This window comes from Ruegeria sp. AB7, assembly GCF_056542625.1.
This window is the reverse complement of sequence record NZ_JBQGAC010000002.1, coordinates 113,322-132,224: the sequence shown is the minus strand read 5'-3', so window position 1 is coordinate 132,224 and position 18,903 is coordinate 113,322. Positions and strand designations below refer to the sequence as shown.

The following is an 18,903-nucleotide window of genomic DNA, read 5'->3' as shown; positions in this document are numbered from 1 at the left end:
TTTTTGCCTGTGAGATGATTGCATAGGGCAGCCCCTGACAGCCCTTTTGGGAGATAAAGGCAATGACCGAGACCACCGCCAGTCAATTCCGCCTTAGCCGGTTCTTTGTTACGCAACCGGACAACTTCGATCTGGACAACAAATATACCGAGGCAGCACTGGAACGACACAAGCGAGAGGGGCTTGAACTGGCCGTTCGTGCACGTTGGATCGCGATGGCGTTGACCGGGCTTTTGCTGATCTATCTGAATCCCCAGTGGGAGGTCCTATGGTACCATTTCATCCTACTTCTGATCTGCGCCAATGGTTGGCTGATCCAACGCGCGGGTCGTGTGGGGCAATCCCGGACCGAGTTGCTTTTGATCTTCGTCGATCTGCTGATCATGACGCTGGGGATGATTGTGCCCAACCCGTTCAGCGACGATGTGCGACCACTGGCGATGCAGTATCGGTTCGACAATTTTCAGTATTTCTTCATTATCCTGGCAGCAGGGACGCTTGCCTATTCCTGGCGCACTGTCATTGCGATCGGTTCGTGGACGGCGATGATGTGGACGGCTGGATGGGTGATCGCTTGGTGGGTCGCCACCCCGATCCCCGGGATTAGCGAGCGTGTGGCCGAGGCTTTGTCAGGCTACCCGGATGTGGCCGAGTTCATGGATCCCAACAGTTTCATGCCAACCCTACGTATCCAGCAGGTGATCGTTTTTGTCATGGTCGCAGTGACGCTTGGGGTGTCGATGCGCCGCCTCAATCGCTTGCTGATGTCCAATGCTGGGCTTGAACGTGAACGTGCTAATCTGTCTCGATACTTTTCGCCGAATGTGGTGGATGAGCTGAGCCAGAACGACGAACCTCTGAAGCAGGTCCGCAAAGAGGATATCGCGGTTCTATTTATCGACATCGTTGGCTTCACCAAGTTCTCGGCTGGCCGTGATCCATATGAGGTTATTGAAGTTTTGCGTGGTTTCCACGCCCGAATGGAGACCGAGGTGTTTCGCCATCACGGAACACTCGACAAATACTTGGGCGATGGGCTGATGGCCACGTTTGGAACCCCCGTACCCGGAGAACTGGATGCAAGCAATGCGCTGGCATGCGCGCGGTCCATGGTCGAGATGATCGACCGTTGGAATTTGGAGCGCAAGCGCGCGGGTGAGCCAGAGATTCGGATCGGGGTCGGGGTTCATTATGGCTCGGTCGTACTGGGGGATATCGGTGCAAACCGGCTGGAATTTGCAGTGATCGGCGATGCGGTGAATGTTGCCGCGAAGCTAGAGGCCCTGACGCGCGATTTTCAAGCGCGCATCATTGTCAGTGATGCATTGCGGTCTCAGGCCCTAAGCGAGACGCCAAATGCGCAAGACATGATGACCGGGTTTGCACAGCACTCGGACCAGCCTGTTCGCGGTGTTACAGCCCCGATGGATGTCTGGGTGCTGTAGCAACCAGGGCTCCCGCCTGTCAGCACCGGATCAAAGATGTGATCCTTCCCGTTGGGCCGGGCAGCGCGCTGGTGCGCGCTGCAGTCAGGTGCGAGGGGCAGGGTTGTGCGCTTTGTTGTAAGGCTTCCAGTTGGTGATTTCGGGATAGTATTGACGCCGCCATGCGCGGACCCTCGGATTCATGATACGCCGCCACAAGGGCGGAATCATCGCGGCAAGGGTCATGACCGGATATCCATGAGGAAGTTGCGGCGCTGCGTCCTGCGTATGGTGTTGCAGCAATGGAAAGCGCCGGTTTGGCTTGTAGTGGTGGTCCGAGTGGCGTTGCAAGTTTATCAACAACCAATTCGAGGCCTTTTGTGACGCGTTCCAGGAATGGCGCGGGTGCACATGCTCATATTTGCCATCGCCCAGATATTTGCGCGTCAGCCCGTAGTGCTCGACATAGTTAACAAGTTCAAGCTGCCAGATCGCGGTGCCGGCCTGTACCAAAAACAGGCCTAGCCCTGCCCATCCGCCGATCAGAAATGCTAGCAGCAGCATGGCTCCTTGCAGGCTCCAATAGCGCCAGAACGGGTTTGCCGGGTCGGTCCACGGGCGGTCTTTGCGGGCCAGTTTTTCCCGCTCGGCGCGAAAGGCTGAGATGAGGCTTTGGCGCAGAACGCGCGGATAAAACCGGTGGAAACCTTCGCTGTAGCGAGCGGTTACCGGATCACGCGGAGTTCCGACGTAGCGGTGGTGAACCAGCAGGTGCTCGGACCGGAAATGTGAATAAAGGACCATCGACAACAGGAAATCGCCCAGCCAGCGTTCCAGTTTGCCTTTCTGATGCATCAGCTCGTGGCTGTAGTTGATCCCGATCGTTCCGGAAAGGACGCCCATGCCGAAGAACACGCCGATTTTTTCGACCGAGCTCATATCTACGGCTCGGGTAGTGTACCAGATCAGCCCATAGAGCGTGAGGAATTGCACCGGCGCCCAGGCTTTGGTCAGCCAGATATACCATTGCAGCCCCGCATCTGGCGTATCCGGGTCGGCGTTTTCAAGGTTTAGGCCGGTCAGCCGGTCAAGCACCGCAAAGACCCACCATGTCGAAAGCGGTACAAGCAGGACCCACCATCCGCCTGCCGTGGTGGTCATCCAGATCAGTGGGATCAGGAGATATGAGACCCAAAAGGGAAGGGCGGATTGCCAGCGGGACAGGGTGTCAGATGCGATCATGTTGAGGCTCCGAAACGTTGGCGGCACCGTAGACCGCTCACTGGGCTTTGCCCAGCAGTCTATTGGCCGCGCCAGAGGTCAAAAGCCTTGCGCATAACCGTGGGCAGGTCGCTGGGCCTGAATTGGTGTTTGTCCATGACTGTCAGACCGTTCGGATCGCAACCGTCTGGCAATTCGGTTGTCCAAATACGCAGGATCAGGTGAAAGTGGGTGAAGGTGTGTCTCACTTCACCGGGGATTTCGTGCCATCGCGCCGGGAACGGAGGGCTTTCCAGCGGTGTTTCGGACCAGTCCGAGCCAGGCCAGCCCAACATTCCGCCCAGCAAACCCTTATCGGGGCGGCGTTCCAACAGCAGGGCACCATCTCCGCGTTGGGCGATGTAGATGTGGCCCAGCCGGGTGGGTTTGGGCTTCTTGGGCGTTTTTTGCGGCAGTTCCACCTGCGTCCTCGCCTTCCGCGCCAGACAGGCCGCATGCAGGGGGCAAATGCCGCAAGTCGGAGATTTTGGAGTACAGATCGTTGCACCCAAATCCATGACAGCCTGCGCGTAATCTCCGGGCCGGTGCTGCGGGGTCAATGCCGCGGCTTTTTTCTTTAACAGGGGTTTTGAGGCGGGCAGGGGTTCGTGAATATCATAGAGCCTTGCCATGACCCGTTCGACATTGCCGTCCAGAACAGTTTCTGGTCGATCAAATGCGATGGCTGCTATGGCCGCCGCCGTATAGGGGCCAACGCCCGGCAGTTCCAGTAGTGCATCGTAATTGTCGGGAAACTGCCCGTTATGCGCGGACGCAACCACCCGCGCGCATTTCAGAAGGTTGCGGGCGCGGGCGTAATAGCCCAGGCCAGCCCATTCCCCCATGACCTGATCATCTTGCGCATTGGCAAGGGCTTCGACGGTTGGCCAGCGCGTGGTGAAACGAACAAAATAGTCGCGAACAGCGGCAACGGTCGTTTGTTGCAGCATCACTTCGGATAGCCAGACGCGGTAGGGGTCTGGTGCTACGCCTGCGGCACGCGCTGCCGGGCCAATACGCCAAGGCATTTCACGTGCGTGGCGGTCGTACCAATCCAGCAGCGTATTGCTCAGGTCAGATTCGGTGCAGTCACGCAAGTTTTATGTAACTCTCTGTCGGGTTTCACTGGCGTCCGGGTATCAGCCTATTACAATAGCGGCGCAGGAGTTGGAAACCAGATGCAACGCAGACGTTCCTCGACCCGCGGGTTCAAGCGCACCGCCACTTTGCTGAACGACCGGATCAGGCAGGCCGGGGAAAGCCGGGGATTTGCCGTCTCGCGCCTTTTGACCCATTGGGCCGAGATTGTGGGCCAGGACATCGCGTCGATCGCCCGGCCGGTGAATGTGGGATACGCCAAGGGTGGCTTTGGCGCGACACTGACGGTGCTGACAACCGGGCCGCAGGCGCCAATGCTAGAGATGCAGAAAGAACAGCTGCGCGACAAAGTGAATGCGGTCTATGGTTACAACGCGATCAATCGGGTGCGTATCACCCAGACCGCGCCTACCGGATTTGCTGAGGGGCAGGCGAGTTTCGATCACAAACCGAAACAGACGAAACCGGTTGTTTCACCAGAAATCGCAGCTGAGGCCGACAATGTGTCGCGCGCGGTTGATGATGAAGATTTGCGCGCGGCCCTTGAACGTTTGGGCCGCAACGTTTTATCCAGACAGAAACGCTAAGAAAGGGCTGATGAATGAGCCGGATTGCAACCGTAATATGTGCGGCTGTCGCCGTGGCCGCTGGCGGCTATTGGCTGACAACGTCGAGTAACACGATCCCTTCGAACCCGCTTGTTGGTGCTGCTGAGGCGCAAGAGGCGGATTTGGACACCTCGACCATCGTCGAGATGGTGCAGGGGGCCGAAGACGCGCCAGTCGAGATCATCGAATATGCATCGTACACCTGCCCGCACTGCGCGAATTTCCATCAGGGCGCGTACAAGCAGCTCAAAAAGGACTTCATCGATACCGGCAAGGTAAAGTTCACTTACCGCGAGGTGTATTTCGACCGCTATGGCCTGTGGGCCTCGATGGTCGCGCGCTGTGCAGGACCTGACAAGTTCTTTGGCATCACCGACCTGCTGTATGAAGGCCAGTCGGAATGGACCCGTGCCGGAGGTCCTGCCGAAATCGTTGATGAACTGCGCAAGATCGGGCGTCTCGCTGGCATAGACAATGATCAGCTTGAGGCTTGCCTGCAGGACGGTACCCGCGCGCAGACACTGGTGGCCTGGTATCAGGAAAATGCCGAACGCGATGGAATTCAGGCGACGCCTACTTTCGTCGTGAATGGGAAGAAGGTTGAAAATCAGCCTTATGACGACTTCAAGACGCTGATCGAAGCCGAGCTTGGCAGCTAAATCCTGAATGGTCAGCCTGTTTTGGGCTGGCCATCTGCCTAAGGTGAAGGCGCGGCCTTCGCCAACAACTCTTTGACTTTGTCATCCTGATTGATTTGCAACCGAACCGGTAGGGTCAGAACTTTGCTGCGGAATGTGGCGGGCAGGCGCACGGCGTCTTTCTCGGTTGTCACCAGTTGCGCGCCCAGTGCTTTGGCCTCGTTCTCAAGCCGCGTCATCAGCGCTGAAGTCAGTGGTTGGTGATCATCCAGTGCCTCGGCCCGCAGTAGTTTAGCGCCTTGCTGTCGCAGAGTTCCAAAGAACTTGTCCGGATAGCCTATGCCCGCAAAGGCCAGAACGGGTGTATTGTTCCAGTCCATTCCGGTTTGGAGCGGACACACCTCGCCGGTGGCGTGTGGGACCGTCAGGGCAGGTTCCCATCTTTCTGAAAATGTTGACTGCGCTGCGGCGTCCCCAAGCGACAACACGAGATCGGCACGTTTCAATCCAACGGCCACAGGCTCTCGCAGTGGACCAGCAGGAAGGCAAAGGCCATTGCCAAATCCGCGCTGCGCATCCACCACGATGATGGAAAAATCCTTGGCAACTGCGGGGTTCTGAAAACCGTCGTCCAGCACGATCGCGGTTGCCCCTGCCGCTGCGGCTGCCTGCGCGCCCGCTGCACGATCTTTGGCGACCCAGACCTCGGCAAACGCGGCGAGCAACAGGGGTTCGTCCCCGACCTGAGCCGCTGTGTGTTTGCGCGGGTCGACCTGCACCGGGCCTTCCAGCGAGCCACCATGGCCTTTGGTCACGACATGAGGTTGATGCCAGGTATCCCTCAAATATTCCAAAACCCAGATCACCGTCGGTGTCTTCCCTGTGCCACCGGCATTCAGGTTGCCAACGCAGATAACCGGTACGCCCGGCGAGATGCCTTGCCCGCTCGCCACGCGACGGGCGGTTGCAGCGGCATAGAGGCGACCAAGTGGCGCCAACAGCCTGGCGCGCAGATCCAACCGATCAGGGGCTGAGTTCCAGAAGTCAGGTGCCCGCATCGTCACGCCCTCGCCGGTCCAGTGTATCCTGTACCATATCGATCAGTTGGTCCGCCTGTGGAGCCCCTTCGGTGACAATCCGCCATCCGGCCAATGCCATGTCTGCTGTGCGGTCAGGTGCCAACAATTCGACAACGCCATCGCCCAACTCTGTTGCGGTTCGTATCTTCAACGCGGCTTTTGCCTGCCCCAATCTGTCATAGAGACTGCGATGCTTGCTGACATGAGGCCCATGGATTACCGCAGATCCCAAGGCGACTGCGGTCAGAGGGTCGTGCCCCCGCGCCCCGCGTTCCAGTGAACTTCCCATGAAGGTAACTGCGGATACACGATGCCAAAGGCCCAGATCCTCGGGCTCGGCTGTTAGAATCACTTGTGTGGTGTCTTCGATTGGATGGCCTTCATCCCAGTTGGCGCATCGAAGGTCCATCGCTTCGAGGCGTTTAAACAGGGGCGATGCCTCGGACATATCCGCCACATGCAGGACCAAAGCCAGACGTGGCAGCATCCGCAAGGCCTGACGATGGGCCGTCAGAACCGAGATGAATTCCTTGTCCTGAACCCATGCGGCCAGCCAAACTGGGCGCCCGGCCATTGTGTGAGTGGTCTCGATCAATTCATCTTCGGGCCAGGGCTCTGGGTTGGGGCTGATATGAAGTGGTGGCGCGACCGAGATTTTTGCCGAGTTCACTCCCAGGCGTCGGATTTGGCGTGCGCTGTCATCATTGGGCGCAAGTATCGCTGTAAAGCAATCCAGCGTGTATCGCGTGATATCAGGTAGCCAACGTCCACCCCTTGCGGTTTTCACGTCGACCACAGCCTCAAGCAAAATTAGCGGAATGCCCCGCTCCTGTGCGCGTGTTATGACATTGGGCATCAGCCCACCGCCAAACCACAGCCCCATATCAGGGCGCCAGTGATCCAAGAACGTGCGCGCCGCGCCGGTATGCTCGGCGGGCAGCATTGTGATCGGGGTATCGCAATCTTCCCAGTCCTTCAGATCAACATCGGGTGGGGCGGTCAGCAACAGCGAAAGTTCTGGTCGCACAGACAGCAGCCGACGGCAAATATTGTCGACGGCCCGCAACCGATCGGGTGTACTGACATGGACCCACAGAAGTTCACCTTCCGGGCGCGCAATCTCGGGGTGACCCGTGCTTTGCGGGACGCCCCAGGACAGGACTCGATAGGCCGCAAGGCTCAGAGATCGCGGCTTGCTCATGCCGGAATTCCGGCCCCATTCGGGTTAAGTCGGGTCTGAAGGTCCGAATGCACCGCTGAACCTGCCGCCACCACGCCGTTCAGGCGCGGGTGGGTATTGTTGAAGCGCAGAGGTTGCCCCAAACGATCGGTACAGAGCCCGCCTGCCTCGCGCAGGATCAGATCTCCGGCGGCGATATCCCATTCCCAACTGGGTCGCAACGTCAGCATCCCGTCAAACCGTCCCTGCGCAACCAGCGCCATCCGATAGGCCAGAGACGGGCGGTATACACGGCGAAAGTCAGGTGCAGCACCGGATTGCCAGTGGCGCGGATCTAGATTGGGTTTTGCCGCCAAAATCTCGGCTTCGGGCAGGTGCGCTTGCCCTGACACTTGGATGGCAGTGCCATTCAACGTTGCACCTTGCCCTTTTGCAGCCGCATACAGCAGATCACGTAAGGGCAGGTAGATGACGGCTGCCGTGACCTCACCGTTCTCGGTTACGGCCAGCGAATGGGCCCATGTGCGCGACCCCTCGGCAAAACTGCGGGTGCCGTCGATGGGATCGATGACGAAGACCCGATCACGGGCCAGACGATCGGGTGAATCCTCGGTTTCTTCGCTCAGCCAGCCATAATCCGGGCGGGCCGCCTGCAGATCACGTTCTAGCATCGCGTTGACGGCCAGATCGGCCTCGGTCACCGGGCCTGCGCCTTCGGGTTTATCCCAGCGCTGGGCATCAGGACCCGAATAGCGCGTGGCGATCTTTCCGGCCTCAAGCGCAGCGTCGATCAGCAGGGGCAGGTCAGTTGCCGGCAAGTGTCATCCCTTCGATCAACAGCGAGGGTACAACGCGCGATAGGTAAGGCCGCGCATCGTTTGCCGGAATGATTCGCATCAGCATGTCGCGAAGATTGCCAGCGATGGTACACTCGTTGACGGGATGGGTGATCTCGCCGTTCTCAACCCAAAATCCCGAAGCGCCGCGTGAATAGTCGCCGGTATTCGGATTGATGGTCGATCCGATCATCGAAGTGACCAAAAGCCCGGTACCCATGTCGCGCAACAACTCTGCGCGGGTCTTCTCGCCTTGCGTCAGGCTCAGGTTCCAGTTGCTAGGCGACGGCGGCCCGGACACGCCGCGCGCTGCGTTGCCGGTCGAGGTCATTCCCAATTTGCGGGCGCTGGACAGGTCTAACGTCCAACCGGTCAGAACGCCATCTTCAACGATCGCCCTGCGCCGTGTTGCCAGCCCTTCGGCATCGAACGGGCGCGAGCCTGAAATGCGCGGGCGATGCGGGTCTTCAATCAAAGACAAATGTGCCGGCAGAACCTGTTGCCCAAGGCTTTCCTTCAGCCACGAGGCCCCGCGGGCTATCGCCGCGCCATTGCTGGCGGCCAGCAGATGGCCGATCAGGGATGATGAAATCCGTTCGTCGAACACCACCGGAAAACTGCCGGTCTGGGGCTTGCGTGCTCCCACGATCTGAACCGCACGTTCACCAGCCGTGCGACCAATCTCGGCGGGGCTGCGCAGGTCAGACTGAAAAGTCCGGCTGTCACCGTCATAGTCACGCTCCATTCCCGTCCCTTCGCCGGAAATGGCGACGCATGAGGTTGAACGGCTGCTGCGCATGTAGCCATCCGAAAAGCCGTTTGTTGCGGCAAGATGGACCCGGTGGGTACCATAGGCGGCCGCAGCGTCGGACACCTGTGAGACTCCCGCAACGTCCAGCGCTGCTGCCTCTGCCGCCAGCGCATCCTGCATCAGAGCTTCAGCGCTGGGTTCAGGGGCTGGGTCAAACAGCTCCAGCGTGTCGATATTACAGTCGGCGACCAATTGGTCAGGCGCGGCCAAGCCGGTGAACGGATCTTCGGGCGCTTCCCGTGCCATGGCCACGGCGCGCTCGGCCATCGCGGTAAGCGTATCGGGGCGACTATCCGAACTGGATACGATTGCCTGCTGTTTGCCAAGGAAGACCCGCAGCCCTAGATCGGTCGCCTCCGAGCGTTCGGCATGTTCCAATGCGCCACTACGTACTTCCACAGAAACGGATGAGCCATCAATTACTATGGCATCCGCTGCCTCGGCGCCTGCCTTGCGGGCTGCATTCAGCAGCTCTTCACTGATTGTTTGAGGTGTTCGCGTCATGAGGCCTCCGGTCTTGTTGTTCTGGACCTAGCCTCGGATAGCCTGTCCCGCAAGGCCTGCAGCCCACTGGCTTTATGTGCCTCGGGCGGGAAAGGCCAGCGCCGCGGCCTTTCCCGATTTGTTTGTCACTTGATACGCTGACCGTTGGCCAGAATCTGTCCATCCTCGGTAAACTCGATTTTCGAGTTCAACGTGTCCGGTTCTTCGCCCGGAACAGCCATCAGACCCATCATCATACGCGCGCCCAGCGCGTCGTTTTCCGACACAAAGCCCATGCCGATCAGCTTGTCCAGCAGAGCGTTGGCCCCAACAAGTTTCAAGTTGGCGACACCCGACGGGGCAGGCAGGCCATCAAACTCTTCCGTGTTGGAGTTGTCGAACGCAAAGTCGCCATCACCGCTCAATTGGGCTCCGACCAATGATACGAGAAGCTTGTTGATCTTCAGCGAATGCAGTTCGCCCGGAACGATATCAGATGTCTCAAGCTCTTCGACGGCTTCCGGGTCCATGAAATCGACCAAAACTTTGGCGGTGCCGGTTGCATCCAGCGCGATGGTCGCCGGATCGCGCGGCAGCGCACTAGCAGGGTCGAACATGCTCCACAACACGTCGGACATGGTGAAATCCGTCAGGTTCATGCCAAATCCAAATGGCTGGATTTCTTCCGAGGCCTGCACCGGAAGCTCGAATTTCAGCCCTGCATTTGCCATCGCGATTTCGATTGGAAAAGGCAGATCCGACGTAGTGACGGCTAGTTTGGTGCTGTTCTGCGCAAGATCGTAGACAAGGCGCTGTGCATCGATGCTGCCGGTAAAGCTGCCTCCTTCGGAACTGCTGCTGAGCGAGAATGGCTCACCCTCGGCAGTGCCTGCCATTTCGGTGCTGCCCGAGGCGTATGTGAATGTACCTGAAGCGGCAAATCCGGCCTTGTAGATGTCTTCAATGTTGGCGACATCCATACCGGGTGGGATGATTGTATCGCCATCAAATTTCAAACCATCCAATTTACCGCTGATCCGGCCCGTGTCTTCACTTTCGGGCTCGTTGAAGGCCACATCATAGGACAGGCTGCTGGCCGTGAACTGCTGCGCGATATCGCGCATCTCGCCGATCTGCATCTGCGATGTGCCTGCGATTTCGTTCATCTGAACGTTCAAGGCAAACATGTCGCTGGATACGGTTTCGCCATCAAACTCCATCGAGTCCATCGACAGAGTCAGGCTTTTCGCCGTATAGTCATATGTCATGTTTTCGGGGGTACCCGAGACGACCATTTCCAAGGCGTCGTGAGCGTACATCAGATCAGCCGAAAATGTCTCGCCCTCGGCTTCACCCGAAATTGTCATCGGGAAGCTGGCAGGGAAGCCGATATTGACTGTACCGTCGCCATTTTCGGTCAACGTCATCTCGGGGATGACCATGTCGAAGGTACCTTCGGTGTCCGGAATGGCCATGGCCATCGTCATGTTCGCGATGGTGGTGACGTTGCCGGAAACGCTCTGATCGCCAGTGACGTCATAGCCCATGCCGCCCAGATAAGCCTGCCAATCGGCCCAGACATCATTGGCGGTAACATCTGCAAACGCGCCGTTGGTTGCAACAGCATAGGCCAAAGCTGCACCGCAGCTACGGCGAAGGAAAACAGTCATAATAGAACCCTTCTTGATCAATTTGCCGGCATGGTCGTGCCTGTAGCGGCCAGCGTCAAGGGGGAAGGGGTGGACCAATTCCCCATTTGCAGGGTACGAGTTAAGACAATTTCAAATGCAGGGATTTAAACGATGCATATGCAAGGGAAAACGGTACTGATCACAGGGGCAAGCCGAGGCATCGGAGCGGAAGCCGGGCGCGTTTTTGCCGCAGCTGGGGCCAATGTGGCCTTGGTCGCCCGCAGCCGCGATCAGATTGACGCTCTGGCTGCGGCATTGGGTGAAAACGCCATGGCGCTGGCCTGCGACGTCAGCGATTTTTCCCAGGTTGAACAGACAGTTGCCGATTGCATCGACCGGTTCGGCAAGCTGGATGTGCTAATCGGGAACGCGGGCGTCATTGATCCGATCTTTCATCTGTCGAATGCCGACACCCGGGCCTGGAGCCAAGCAATCGACATCAACCTGAAAGGTGTCTTTTACGGAATGCGTGCCGTCCTGCCCATCATGCGGGCAGCAGGCGGCGGGACCGTTCTGACAGTCTCGTCCGGTGCCGCGTCGAACCCGGTCGAAGCCTGGAGCCACTATTGTGCATCAAAAGCCGGGGCCAAGATGCTGACCGAATGCCTGCATCTGGAAGAGGCGCATCACGGTATTCGCGCAATGGGCCTGTCCCCGGGAACTGTGGCCACAGATATGCAGCGGGTGATCAAGGCCAGCGGAATCAATCCAGTAAGTCAGCTGGATTGGGACGATCACATCCCCGCAGACTGGCCCGCGCGGGCGTTGATGTGGATGTGCTCGGCAGATGCGGATGAGTTCTTGGGGACCGAGATATCGCTGCGCAACGAAGACATCCGAAAAAGGGTCGGGCTGACGTGATCGAACTGACACAGGATGATGGGTTGTGGACCGTCAAGTTGAACAATCCGGACAAGGCCAATGCGCTGACCTCAGCGATGCTTAGCGAATTGGTACGCATCGCAGAGGCGGCAACCGAGGCACGTGCATTGATCCTGACGGGGGCGGGCCGGGTCTTCAGTGCGGGCGCCGATCTTGAAGAAGCGCGGGCGGGCCTTGCGACATCCGATCTTTGGGAGAGGTTGTCGGGTGCCATTGCCGCCTTGCCCTGCCTGACGGTGGCCGCGCTCAACGGCACTTTGGCCGGTGGAGCCAACGGTATGGTGCTGGCCTGTGACCTGCGTATCGCAGTGCCCTCGGCCAAGTTCTTTTACCCAGTCATGAAGTTGGGATTCTTGCCGCAGCCCTCGGATCCCAAGCGGATGGCAGAGTTGATCGGTCCGGCCAGAACCCGACTCATACTGATGGCGGGACAGAAGATTTCTGCAGAAGAAGCTTATAGCTTTGGGCTGGTTGATCGGGTGGTTGAGCCCGAACATTTGATACCAACTGCACAAGAACTTGTAGCCGACAGCCTGTCCGCAGATCCGTCGGTTGCTGCGGGCATAGCCGGATTGTGCCCATGAGGTTGGCCGCGCTCCGATTGCGGGTGGCGGACCCGGATGCGTTGGCGGCGTTTTATCGTGATGCGCTTGGCATGTCTGTCAGGGTTGAAGGCGCCAATCGTCGTCTTGGATATTCCGGTCAGGATGCCGATCTGTTGCTGATGCCGGGCGGCGGGGGCTACCGCCATGATCCGGGGCAGCGGTATTGGAAGATCGGGATCACGTTGCCGGATGTTGATCTTGCCGCAGAACACCTGCGCCAGAAGGGTACCCCGGTCAGCGCGCCGCGGCAGTTTCTGGATATCGGCTATATGTGCCATCTGAATGACCCCGAAGGGTTTGCCATTGAACTGCTGCAGCAGGATTTCGAGGGCAACCGGCCCGAAAATGCCGCCAGCGCGGACGCCCCATTTGCCAAGGCCTGTATTGGTCAGATCACTTTGCGAACCGGTGATATCGCTGCCGAAGATGCGTTTTGCCGATCCATGGGACTGTCTTTGCTGTCTCTGCAGGATGTCGAACCTCACGGGTTCGATCTGCATTTCTATGCGTTCACCGCAGAGGAGCCTCCCAACCCCGATCTCTGGGCGGTTGAGAATCGCGAATGGCTGTGGAAGCGTACTTATACCACGTTGGAATACCAACACATCCCAAATGCCCGGTTTGCACCGGTGCCGGACTATCTCGGGATCGAAATTGAAGGGCTGGCTGACCCGCAAAAGGATGCATTCGGCGATCCCTGGCTTCCTGCCTGATCATCGCCCGCGTCGTTTGCCCGGCACTTTTGAGCGAAACCCCGGCGGGCGTTTGCGCACCCAATTCAGGAACTTCTCAAGCCTCGGATGTTTGCGCAGTGCATCGACAGTGTGGAAGTCACGCGCCAGTTCGGCCTCGGTCAGTGTCGCGTGGATCTCTTTGTGGCATATCTGATGCAATAAAACGGTGGGCCCGCCCTTGCCTCCCTTAAGCTTTGGGATCAGATGGTGCAGGCTTCCACCACCTTCGGGGATCGGACGGTTGCAGAGCGGGCAGATCGGATCGGAATTTGCCATGACCTAACTTCGCGCTGATGCGTGTACAGGGCAAGAGGGACACAATGGCGCAATCCATGGTTATCGGGGCAGGACCAGCGGGGCTAATGGCCGCCGAACAGCTTGCCGCCGCCGGGCACGAGGTTGTAGTGGCCGAAGCCAAGCCGTCTGTCGCGCGTAAATTCCTGATGGCGGGGAAGTCCGGCCTGAACCTGACCAAGGATGAGCCTTTTGACATGCTTATGGGCGCATACGGGGATGCAAAGGATTGGTTGCATCCGATGATACAAGCATTTGACGCACAGGCGGTGAAGGCTTGGGCCGGTGATCTTGGGCAAGAGATGTTCACGGGCTCTACCGGGCGCGTGTTTCCGAAAGTCATGAAGGCCTCACCCTTGCTGCGGGCTTGGCTGGCCAGATTGGATCAGGCCGGTGTTCAGATCAGGACACGCTGGCGCTGGCAGGGATGGCAAGGTGGCGCGTTGGCTTTTGAGACGCCAGATGGCATGCAGTTTTGCTCGCCCGACGCGACGGTTTTGGCATTAGGGGGCGCCAGCTGGGCGCGGTTGGGTTCGGATGGCGCTTGGGCCCAGTGGCTTGCGGACAGCGGAGTTGATCTAACACCGTTTGCACCGGCTAACGCCGCTCTGTCAGTCGATTGGAGCCCCTATATGCAGCCACATTTTGGCGCGGCGCTCAAGTCGGTGCGGTGGATGGCGGGCGATCTGGATAGCCGTGGTGAGGCCACTATTTCCGCAAAAGGCCTGGAAGGTGGCGGTATGTATGCCCTGACCCCTGCGCTGCGGATGGGGGCGCCGCTGTTTGTTGATCTGGTCCCGGATGTGACGGCTGAAGGGATGCAGGCGCGATTGGACGCGAAGAAATCAAAGGCAACGCTTTCGCATTGGTTGAAGAATGGTCTGCGTCTGTCTCCGCAAAAGGTCGCTTTGTTCCACGAAATGACTAAGGGCCGCGCATTGAAGCAAACGCAATGGATCGGTGCGCTGAAAAACCTGCCCATCAGGTATGCTGGGCTACGCCCGATGGATGAGGCGATCTCAACCGCTGGCGGGGTAGCATTGGGTGCCGTGGACAGCGGTTTGATGCTGACAGCATGTCCGGGCGTTTTTTGCGCGGGCGAGATGCTGGATTGGGAAGCCCCGACCGGTGGTTATCTTCTGACCGCCTGTCTGGCGACGGGACGTTGGGCCGGTCAGTCGGCGGCAACGTGGTTGGCGCGCTAGGCCTTAACCCGATCGGGCCAGCATCGCCAGTCGGATCATTGCACGCTCTACCAGTGCCATCGCAGGTGCGGTTTGACCTGCCGAGCGCAAGGATAGGTCCGTATCTGTAAGGACGGTTAAAGCGGTCTGCAGCTTGGGCGCCCCCCATCCCTGAGCTTGCCTCAGGATCCGGTCACGTCGTTTGCCATAGACCGGAGGGCGCAGCTTGCCGATTCCCTGCGCCGCGCCTCCAGGGTCGGATGCGCAGGCATAGAGCGTTCGGAAATGCCGCGTCGCCCCAATACACAAGGTGACCCCGTTGGTGCCCTGCGCCTGCAGGCGTCGGATAAGAGGGCTGATTTCCTGTGCCCGGCCCTCGGCAACGACGTTCAATACATCATCCAGCGCCGCCTCGGTCGACCGCGGCGCACAGGCTTCAATGTCTTCAATCGTCAGTTCACCGGCGTCACCGCGTTTGTAAAGCGACAGTTTCTCAACTGTTTGAGTGAAATCACCAGGGCTGAGCGCCATTGCAAGTTCGCTAAGCGCCGACATCGAATCGCGCGGAATATTCTTCAATCCGGCTTGCGCCAGAATGCGCTCCACCTCGGCGCGCGAGGGCGGGTCATCGTGGATGCCAACAGCGTATGCGGCAGGGTTCGCTTCGAATGCTTTGCGGATTTTCGAGCTGGGTTTGAGTTGCCCGGCCGTCACGATGATCTGTGCATCGCCATGATCCCAGTCTTCAAGGGCTGTGAGAATCGCAGGCGCTGCGACATCGGTGGCGTCTTCAACAAACACCGCGCGGGGACCGGGGAAAAATCCGACAGCCTTGACCGCGTCCAGCAACAGGGCCGGATCGCTGCGTAGATCGCTTCCGGGAATGCGGGTCAGGCGCATTTCCTCTTCGGCGCCAGGTCCCAGCAAAGCCGCCAGCACCTGTTGACGCTTCAACGCAACGCGCATCGCGTCCGCCCCGTAGATCAGCAATCCGGCTTTGTCCGCGTCCGGCTTGGAAAAATACCCTTCAGCCTCACGCGGGCTCAACTTCATGTGGACAGGCCCGGCGTGGCGTAAAGGCGGTTCACGATCTGATCGGCTAGAATCACCATCAGCCGCTCGGTCGCATCACGCTCATCGGCCAGCGTCGACACAGTTGAGCCCGCAGCAGAATAGCCGACAAATTCGGTAACGTTGCCCGAGGCGATGATTTGCCCGGTCGCATTGGATTTCAGCGCGTAAGTCGCGTTCCCGTCGATGGTGTAGCGATTGGTTTCATTTGCTGTGGTGATCGAGGCCCTGCGGGTGACCGTCGAAACCCCCACATCCAGCTTGTATTCGTTGCCCGAGGTCGCGCTTCGACCTAATTTGCGTTCCAGATTCTGAACAAGCAGAAAGCTTTCGACGGTATTCGGCGCTGACACCTCGACCTTGCCATCCAAGGCCGAGCCTGATCCTCCGGGCGCATAAACCGGCTCGAACCCGCAAGCGGCGAGCGCCAGCGGCATCAATAACAGGGTTCTACGATCAAACGACGACATTAACGATCCGGCCCGGAACAACGATCACTTTCTTCGGTGCAGCGCCATCCAGCGCCTTTTGCACAGCTTCGGTGCTGAGGGCGATTTTTTCAACCTCTGCTTTATCCAGATCTTTGGCTACGCTGATTTCGGCCCGACGCTTGCCGTTGATCTGAATCGGCAGGGTTATGGTGTCATCGATCAGCATGGTCTCATCCGCGATGGGCCAAGGCGCGGTTGCAACCAGGCCTTCGCCGCCCAGCATCTGCCAAAGTTCTTCGGACAAGTGTGGCGTCATCGGCGACATCAGCTGCGCTAGTGTCTTGGCTGCCTCGCGCTTGACTGCAGAGCCCGCTTTGGATTTGGCAAGCGTGTTGGTGAATGCATAAAGCTTTGCGATAGATGCGTTAAAGCCAAAGGATTCGACCCCGCCCGATACGTCATGAATGGCTTTGTGCATCTCACGTAGCAGCGTTTCGTCATCTGCAGTGGCCGGTAGATCCGATTCCGCGATTTCTGCGGCGATGCGGTGCACGCGGCTGAGATGTTTGAACGCGGCCTCGGCGCCCGACGCGGTCCATTCCACGTCGCGCTCAGGTGGGGAGTCGGACAGAACAAACCAGCGCGCAGTATCCGCACCAAAGGCCGAGATGATACTGACTGGATCGACGACGTTCTTTTTCGACTTGGACATTTTGGCTGAGGGGATGATTTCAACCACGGTGCCGTCGGTCAGTTTGCCGTCGGTCACGTCCTCGGGCAGGTGATAGACCGGGCGACCGTTGGCGTCGCGTGTCTGATAAATTTCATGAGTCACCATGCCTTGAGTGAACAGCGCGTTGAACGGCTCAATCGCTTTCTTTGGCAAATGACCAGTGATGTTCATCGCCCGCGCGAAGAAGCGCGAATAGAGCAGGTGCAGAATCGCATGCTCGATCCCACCGATATATTGGTCGACATTCATCCAATACTCGGCTTCGGCAAGATCGGTGGGTGTTTCAGCGCGCGGGGCGGTGAAACGGGCGAAGTACCACGACGAATCGACAAACGTGTCCATCGTGTCAGTTTCCCGCTTGGCTGGAGCGCCGCAGGAAGGGCAAGGGGTGTCGCGCCAGCTGGGGTGGCGGTCCAGCGGGTTGCCGGGGATCGAAAAATCTATGGGTTTGCCGTTGCCGTCATCATAAGGCAGCTCGATCGGCAGATTATCTTTCTTCTCGGTGACCGTGCCGCATTGATCACAATGCACAACAGGAATCGGGCAGCCCCAATAGCGCTGGCGGCTGAGCCCCCAATCGCGCAGGCGGTATTTGGTAACACCTTCACCCCAACCGGCCTTTTCGGCGAAATCAACGGTGGCATTGATGGCCTCGTCACCCGTTGCCTCGGTGAGACCCGCAAAATGATTCACCCAGCGGACTTTCTCGGTTTTCGGTGGAACAAACGCGATCTTGTCGACCGGAGTGTCATCATCCAGTGCAAAGAATGTGTCGACCACAGGCAGGCCGTATTTGCGACAGAAATCGAGGTCACGTTGATCATGAGCTGGGCAGGCAAAAATGGCGCCGGTGCCATAGTCCATCAGGATAAAGTTGGCGATCCAGACCGGCAGCTCCCAGCTGGGGTCGAGTGGATGTTTTACACGTATGCCGGTGTCATAACCCAGCTTTTCGGCGGTTTCGATCGCCTCTTCGGTGGTGCCGCCCTTGCGGCATTCGGCAACGAATTCAGCGACTTTCGGGTTTTCTGCCTCAAGCTGCTTGGCAATCGGATGATCGGGCGAGATGCCAACAAACGACGCGCCCATCAGCGTATCGGGCCGTGTCGTGTAGACGGTGATCGGCTCACCTCCATCGGTGCGTTCGAACCCGAATTGCAGGCCACGGGACTTGCCGATCCAGTTCTCTTGCATCAGGCGTACCTTGGCGGGCCAGTTATCCAGCGTATCCAGCGCGTCGAGCAGTTCCTCGGAATAATCGGAAATCTTGAAAAACCACTGAGTCAACTCGCGACGCTCAACCAAGGCGCCTGAACGCCAGCCACGGCCGTTTTCTACCTGTTCATTGGCCAAAACGGTCATATCGACCGGGTCCCAGTTCACCACGGCGTTCTTGCGATAGACCAGACCGGCCTCGAGCATATCCAGGAACAAAGCCTGCTGCTGGCCGTAGTATTCCGGATCACAGGTGGCGAATTCACGAGACCAGTCGATCGACAGGCCCAGCGGCTTCATCTGTCCGCGCATGTCGGCGATATTGCCGTAGGTCCAATCTTTGGGGTGGCCACCACTGGCCATTGCGGCGTTTTCCGCAGGCATCCCGAACGCGTCCCAGCCCATCGGGTGCAGCACGTTATGACCGGTTGCGAGCTTGTGGCGGGCGATCACATCACCCATCGTGTAGTTGCGTACATGCCCCATGTGGATACGGCCAGACGGGTAGGGGAACATCTCAAGCACATAGTATTTCGGCTTGTCCGCCTTGTGATTGGCGGTGAAGATTCCGGCCTTGTCCCAGGCCTCCTGCCATTTTGCTTCGATTTCGTTGGCCGAGTAGCGCGACATCATGCGGTCCTTCGTG

General features: G+C 58.6%; 18 protein-coding genes. 7 read left to right on the top strand and 11 right to left on the bottom strand.

Going from position 1 to position 18,903, the window contains the following annotated elements:
- The first annotated feature begins 62 nt into the window (after positions 1-62).
- Positions 63-1,445, top strand: coding sequence for an adenylate/guanylate cyclase domain-containing protein (locus ACR0EN_RS06590; protein ID WP_480585821.1), 1,383 nt, complete (start codon positions 63-65; stop codon positions 1,443-1,445).
- An 84-nt stretch (positions 1,446-1,529) separates the two neighbouring features.
- On the opposite strand, the gene ACR0EN_RS06585 is transcribed toward ACR0EN_RS06590, so the two are convergent.
- Both ACR0EN_RS06585 and mutY read right to left on the bottom strand, forming a co-directional pair.
- Positions 1,530-2,666 carry an alkane 1-monooxygenase gene (locus tag ACR0EN_RS06585; RefSeq protein WP_480585819.1) on the bottom strand — a complete coding sequence of 379 codons (1,137 nt, stop codon included), beginning with the start codon at positions 2,664-2,666 and terminating at the stop codon, positions 1,530-1,532.
- Positions 2,667-2,725: 59 nt separating this feature from the next.
- Complete coding sequence (mutY, locus tag ACR0EN_RS06580; RefSeq protein WP_480502899.1) at positions 2,726-3,781, bottom strand: A/G-specific adenine glycosylase; 1,056 nt, start codon at positions 3,779-3,781, stop codon at positions 2,726-2,728.
- 81 nt (positions 3,782-3,862) lie between these two features.
- Here mutY and ACR0EN_RS06575 point away from each other — a divergent pair, with 81 nt between their 5' ends.
- Together ACR0EN_RS06575 and ACR0EN_RS06570 are read left to right on the top strand one after the other, a co-directional pair.
- The gene (locus ACR0EN_RS06575; RefSeq protein ID WP_170398930.1) at positions 3,863-4,369 is read left to right on the top strand and encodes a DUF721 domain-containing protein; all 507 of its coding nucleotides are present in this window, start codon (positions 3,863-3,865) and stop codon (positions 4,367-4,369) included.
- Positions 4,370-4,383: 14 nt separating this feature from the next.
- A complete protein-coding gene (locus ACR0EN_RS06570) occupies positions 4,384-5,049 on the top strand; it encodes a DsbA family protein (protein ID WP_170406731.1) in 666 nt (221 codons plus the stop codon).
- A gap of 38 nt (positions 5,050-5,087) precedes the next feature.
- Here ACR0EN_RS06570 and lpxK read toward each other — a convergent pair whose 3' ends face one another.
- The 5 genes from lpxK to ACR0EN_RS06545 all read right to left on the bottom strand — a co-directional run bounded on the left by lpxK (position 5,088) and on the right by ACR0EN_RS06545 (position 11,087).
- Positions 5,088-6,086 carry a tetraacyldisaccharide 4'-kinase gene (lpxK, locus tag ACR0EN_RS06565; protein ID WP_170398923.1) on the bottom strand — a complete coding sequence of 333 codons (999 nt, stop codon included), beginning with the start codon at positions 6,084-6,086 and terminating at the stop codon, positions 5,088-5,090.
- On the bottom strand, positions 6,073-7,308 hold the full coding sequence (locus ACR0EN_RS06560; protein WP_170425876.1) for a glycosyltransferase N-terminal domain-containing protein: 1,236 nt from the start codon (positions 7,306-7,308) through the stop codon (positions 6,073-6,075). The genes lpxK and ACR0EN_RS06560 overlap by 14 nt, the downstream gene beginning before the upstream one ends.
- Positions 7,305-8,105 (bottom strand): 3'(2'),5'-bisphosphate nucleotidase CysQ, encoded by an 801-nt coding sequence (locus tag ACR0EN_RS06555; protein ID WP_170406723.1) that lies wholly within the window; start codon positions 8,103-8,105, stop codon positions 7,305-7,307. The genes ACR0EN_RS06560 and ACR0EN_RS06555 overlap by 4 nt, the downstream gene beginning before the upstream one ends.
- The gene (locus ACR0EN_RS06550; protein ID WP_480585815.1) at positions 8,092-9,438 is read right to left on the bottom strand and encodes a TldD/PmbA family protein; all 1,347 of its coding nucleotides are present in this window, start codon (positions 9,436-9,438) and stop codon (positions 8,092-8,094) included. Before ACR0EN_RS06550 ends, ACR0EN_RS06555 begins: the two co-directional genes overlap by 14 nt.
- Before the next feature lie 125 nt (positions 9,439-9,563).
- Complete coding sequence (locus ACR0EN_RS06545) at positions 9,564-11,087, bottom strand: DUF2125 domain-containing protein (protein ID WP_480585812.1); 1,524 nt, start codon at positions 11,085-11,087, stop codon at positions 9,564-9,566.
- Between the two features lie 132 nt (positions 11,088-11,219).
- Between ACR0EN_RS06545 and ACR0EN_RS06540 the strand changes: the two genes are divergently transcribed.
- From ACR0EN_RS06540 to ACR0EN_RS06530, 3 genes are read left to right on the top strand one after another with little or no spacing between them, the layout of a single operon-like run.
- On the top strand, positions 11,220-11,969 hold the full coding sequence (locus ACR0EN_RS06540; protein WP_170398908.1) for an SDR family oxidoreductase: 750 nt from the start codon (positions 11,220-11,222) through the stop codon (positions 11,967-11,969).
- Positions 11,966-12,574 carry an enoyl-CoA hydratase/isomerase family protein gene (locus ACR0EN_RS06535; RefSeq protein ID WP_480585810.1) on the top strand — a complete coding sequence of 203 codons (609 nt, stop codon included), beginning with the start codon at positions 11,966-11,968 and terminating at the stop codon, positions 12,572-12,574. The genes ACR0EN_RS06540 and ACR0EN_RS06535 overlap by 4 nt, the downstream gene beginning before the upstream one ends.
- Positions 12,571-13,308, top strand: coding sequence for a VOC family protein (locus ACR0EN_RS06530; RefSeq protein WP_480585808.1), 738 nt, complete (start codon positions 12,571-12,573; stop codon positions 13,306-13,308). Before ACR0EN_RS06535 ends, ACR0EN_RS06530 begins: the two co-directional genes overlap by 4 nt.
- On the opposite strand, the gene ACR0EN_RS06525 is transcribed toward ACR0EN_RS06530, so the two are convergent.
- Positions 13,309-13,605, bottom strand: a complete 297-nt coding sequence (locus ACR0EN_RS06525) for an HNH endonuclease (RefSeq protein WP_170406707.1) — start codon at positions 13,603-13,605, stop codon at positions 13,309-13,311.
- A 44-nt stretch (positions 13,606-13,649) separates the two neighbouring features.
- On the opposite strand from ACR0EN_RS06525, the gene ACR0EN_RS06520 reads away from it, so the two are divergent.
- Positions 13,650-14,828: a TIGR03862 family flavoprotein gene (locus tag ACR0EN_RS06520; protein ID WP_170562316.1), complete on the top strand. Its 1,179-nt coding sequence runs from the start codon at positions 13,650-13,652 to the stop codon at positions 14,826-14,828.
- A 3-nt stretch (positions 14,829-14,831) separates the two neighbouring features.
- Here the strand turns inward: ACR0EN_RS06520 and holA are convergent, their stop codons facing one another.
- Genes holA through leuS form a run of 3 tightly spaced genes read right to left on the bottom strand, consistent with a single transcriptional unit; the run spans position 14,832 to position 18,887 of the window.
- The gene (gene holA / locus ACR0EN_RS06515) at positions 14,832-15,860 is read right to left on the bottom strand and encodes a DNA polymerase III subunit delta (protein ID WP_480585803.1); all 1,029 of its coding nucleotides are present in this window, start codon (positions 15,858-15,860) and stop codon (positions 14,832-14,834) included.
- Positions 15,857-16,348, bottom strand: a complete 492-nt coding sequence (lptE, locus tag ACR0EN_RS06510; protein WP_170398890.1) for an LPS assembly lipoprotein LptE — start codon at positions 16,346-16,348, stop codon at positions 15,857-15,859. The genes holA and lptE overlap by 4 nt, the downstream gene beginning before the upstream one ends.
- The gene (leuS, locus tag ACR0EN_RS06505; protein ID WP_480585800.1) at positions 16,335-18,887 is read right to left on the bottom strand and encodes a leucine--tRNA ligase; all 2,553 of its coding nucleotides are present in this window, start codon (positions 18,885-18,887) and stop codon (positions 16,335-16,337) included. Before leuS ends, lptE begins: the two co-directional genes overlap by 14 nt.
- Between the last annotated feature and the right edge of the window lie 16 nt (positions 18,888-18,903).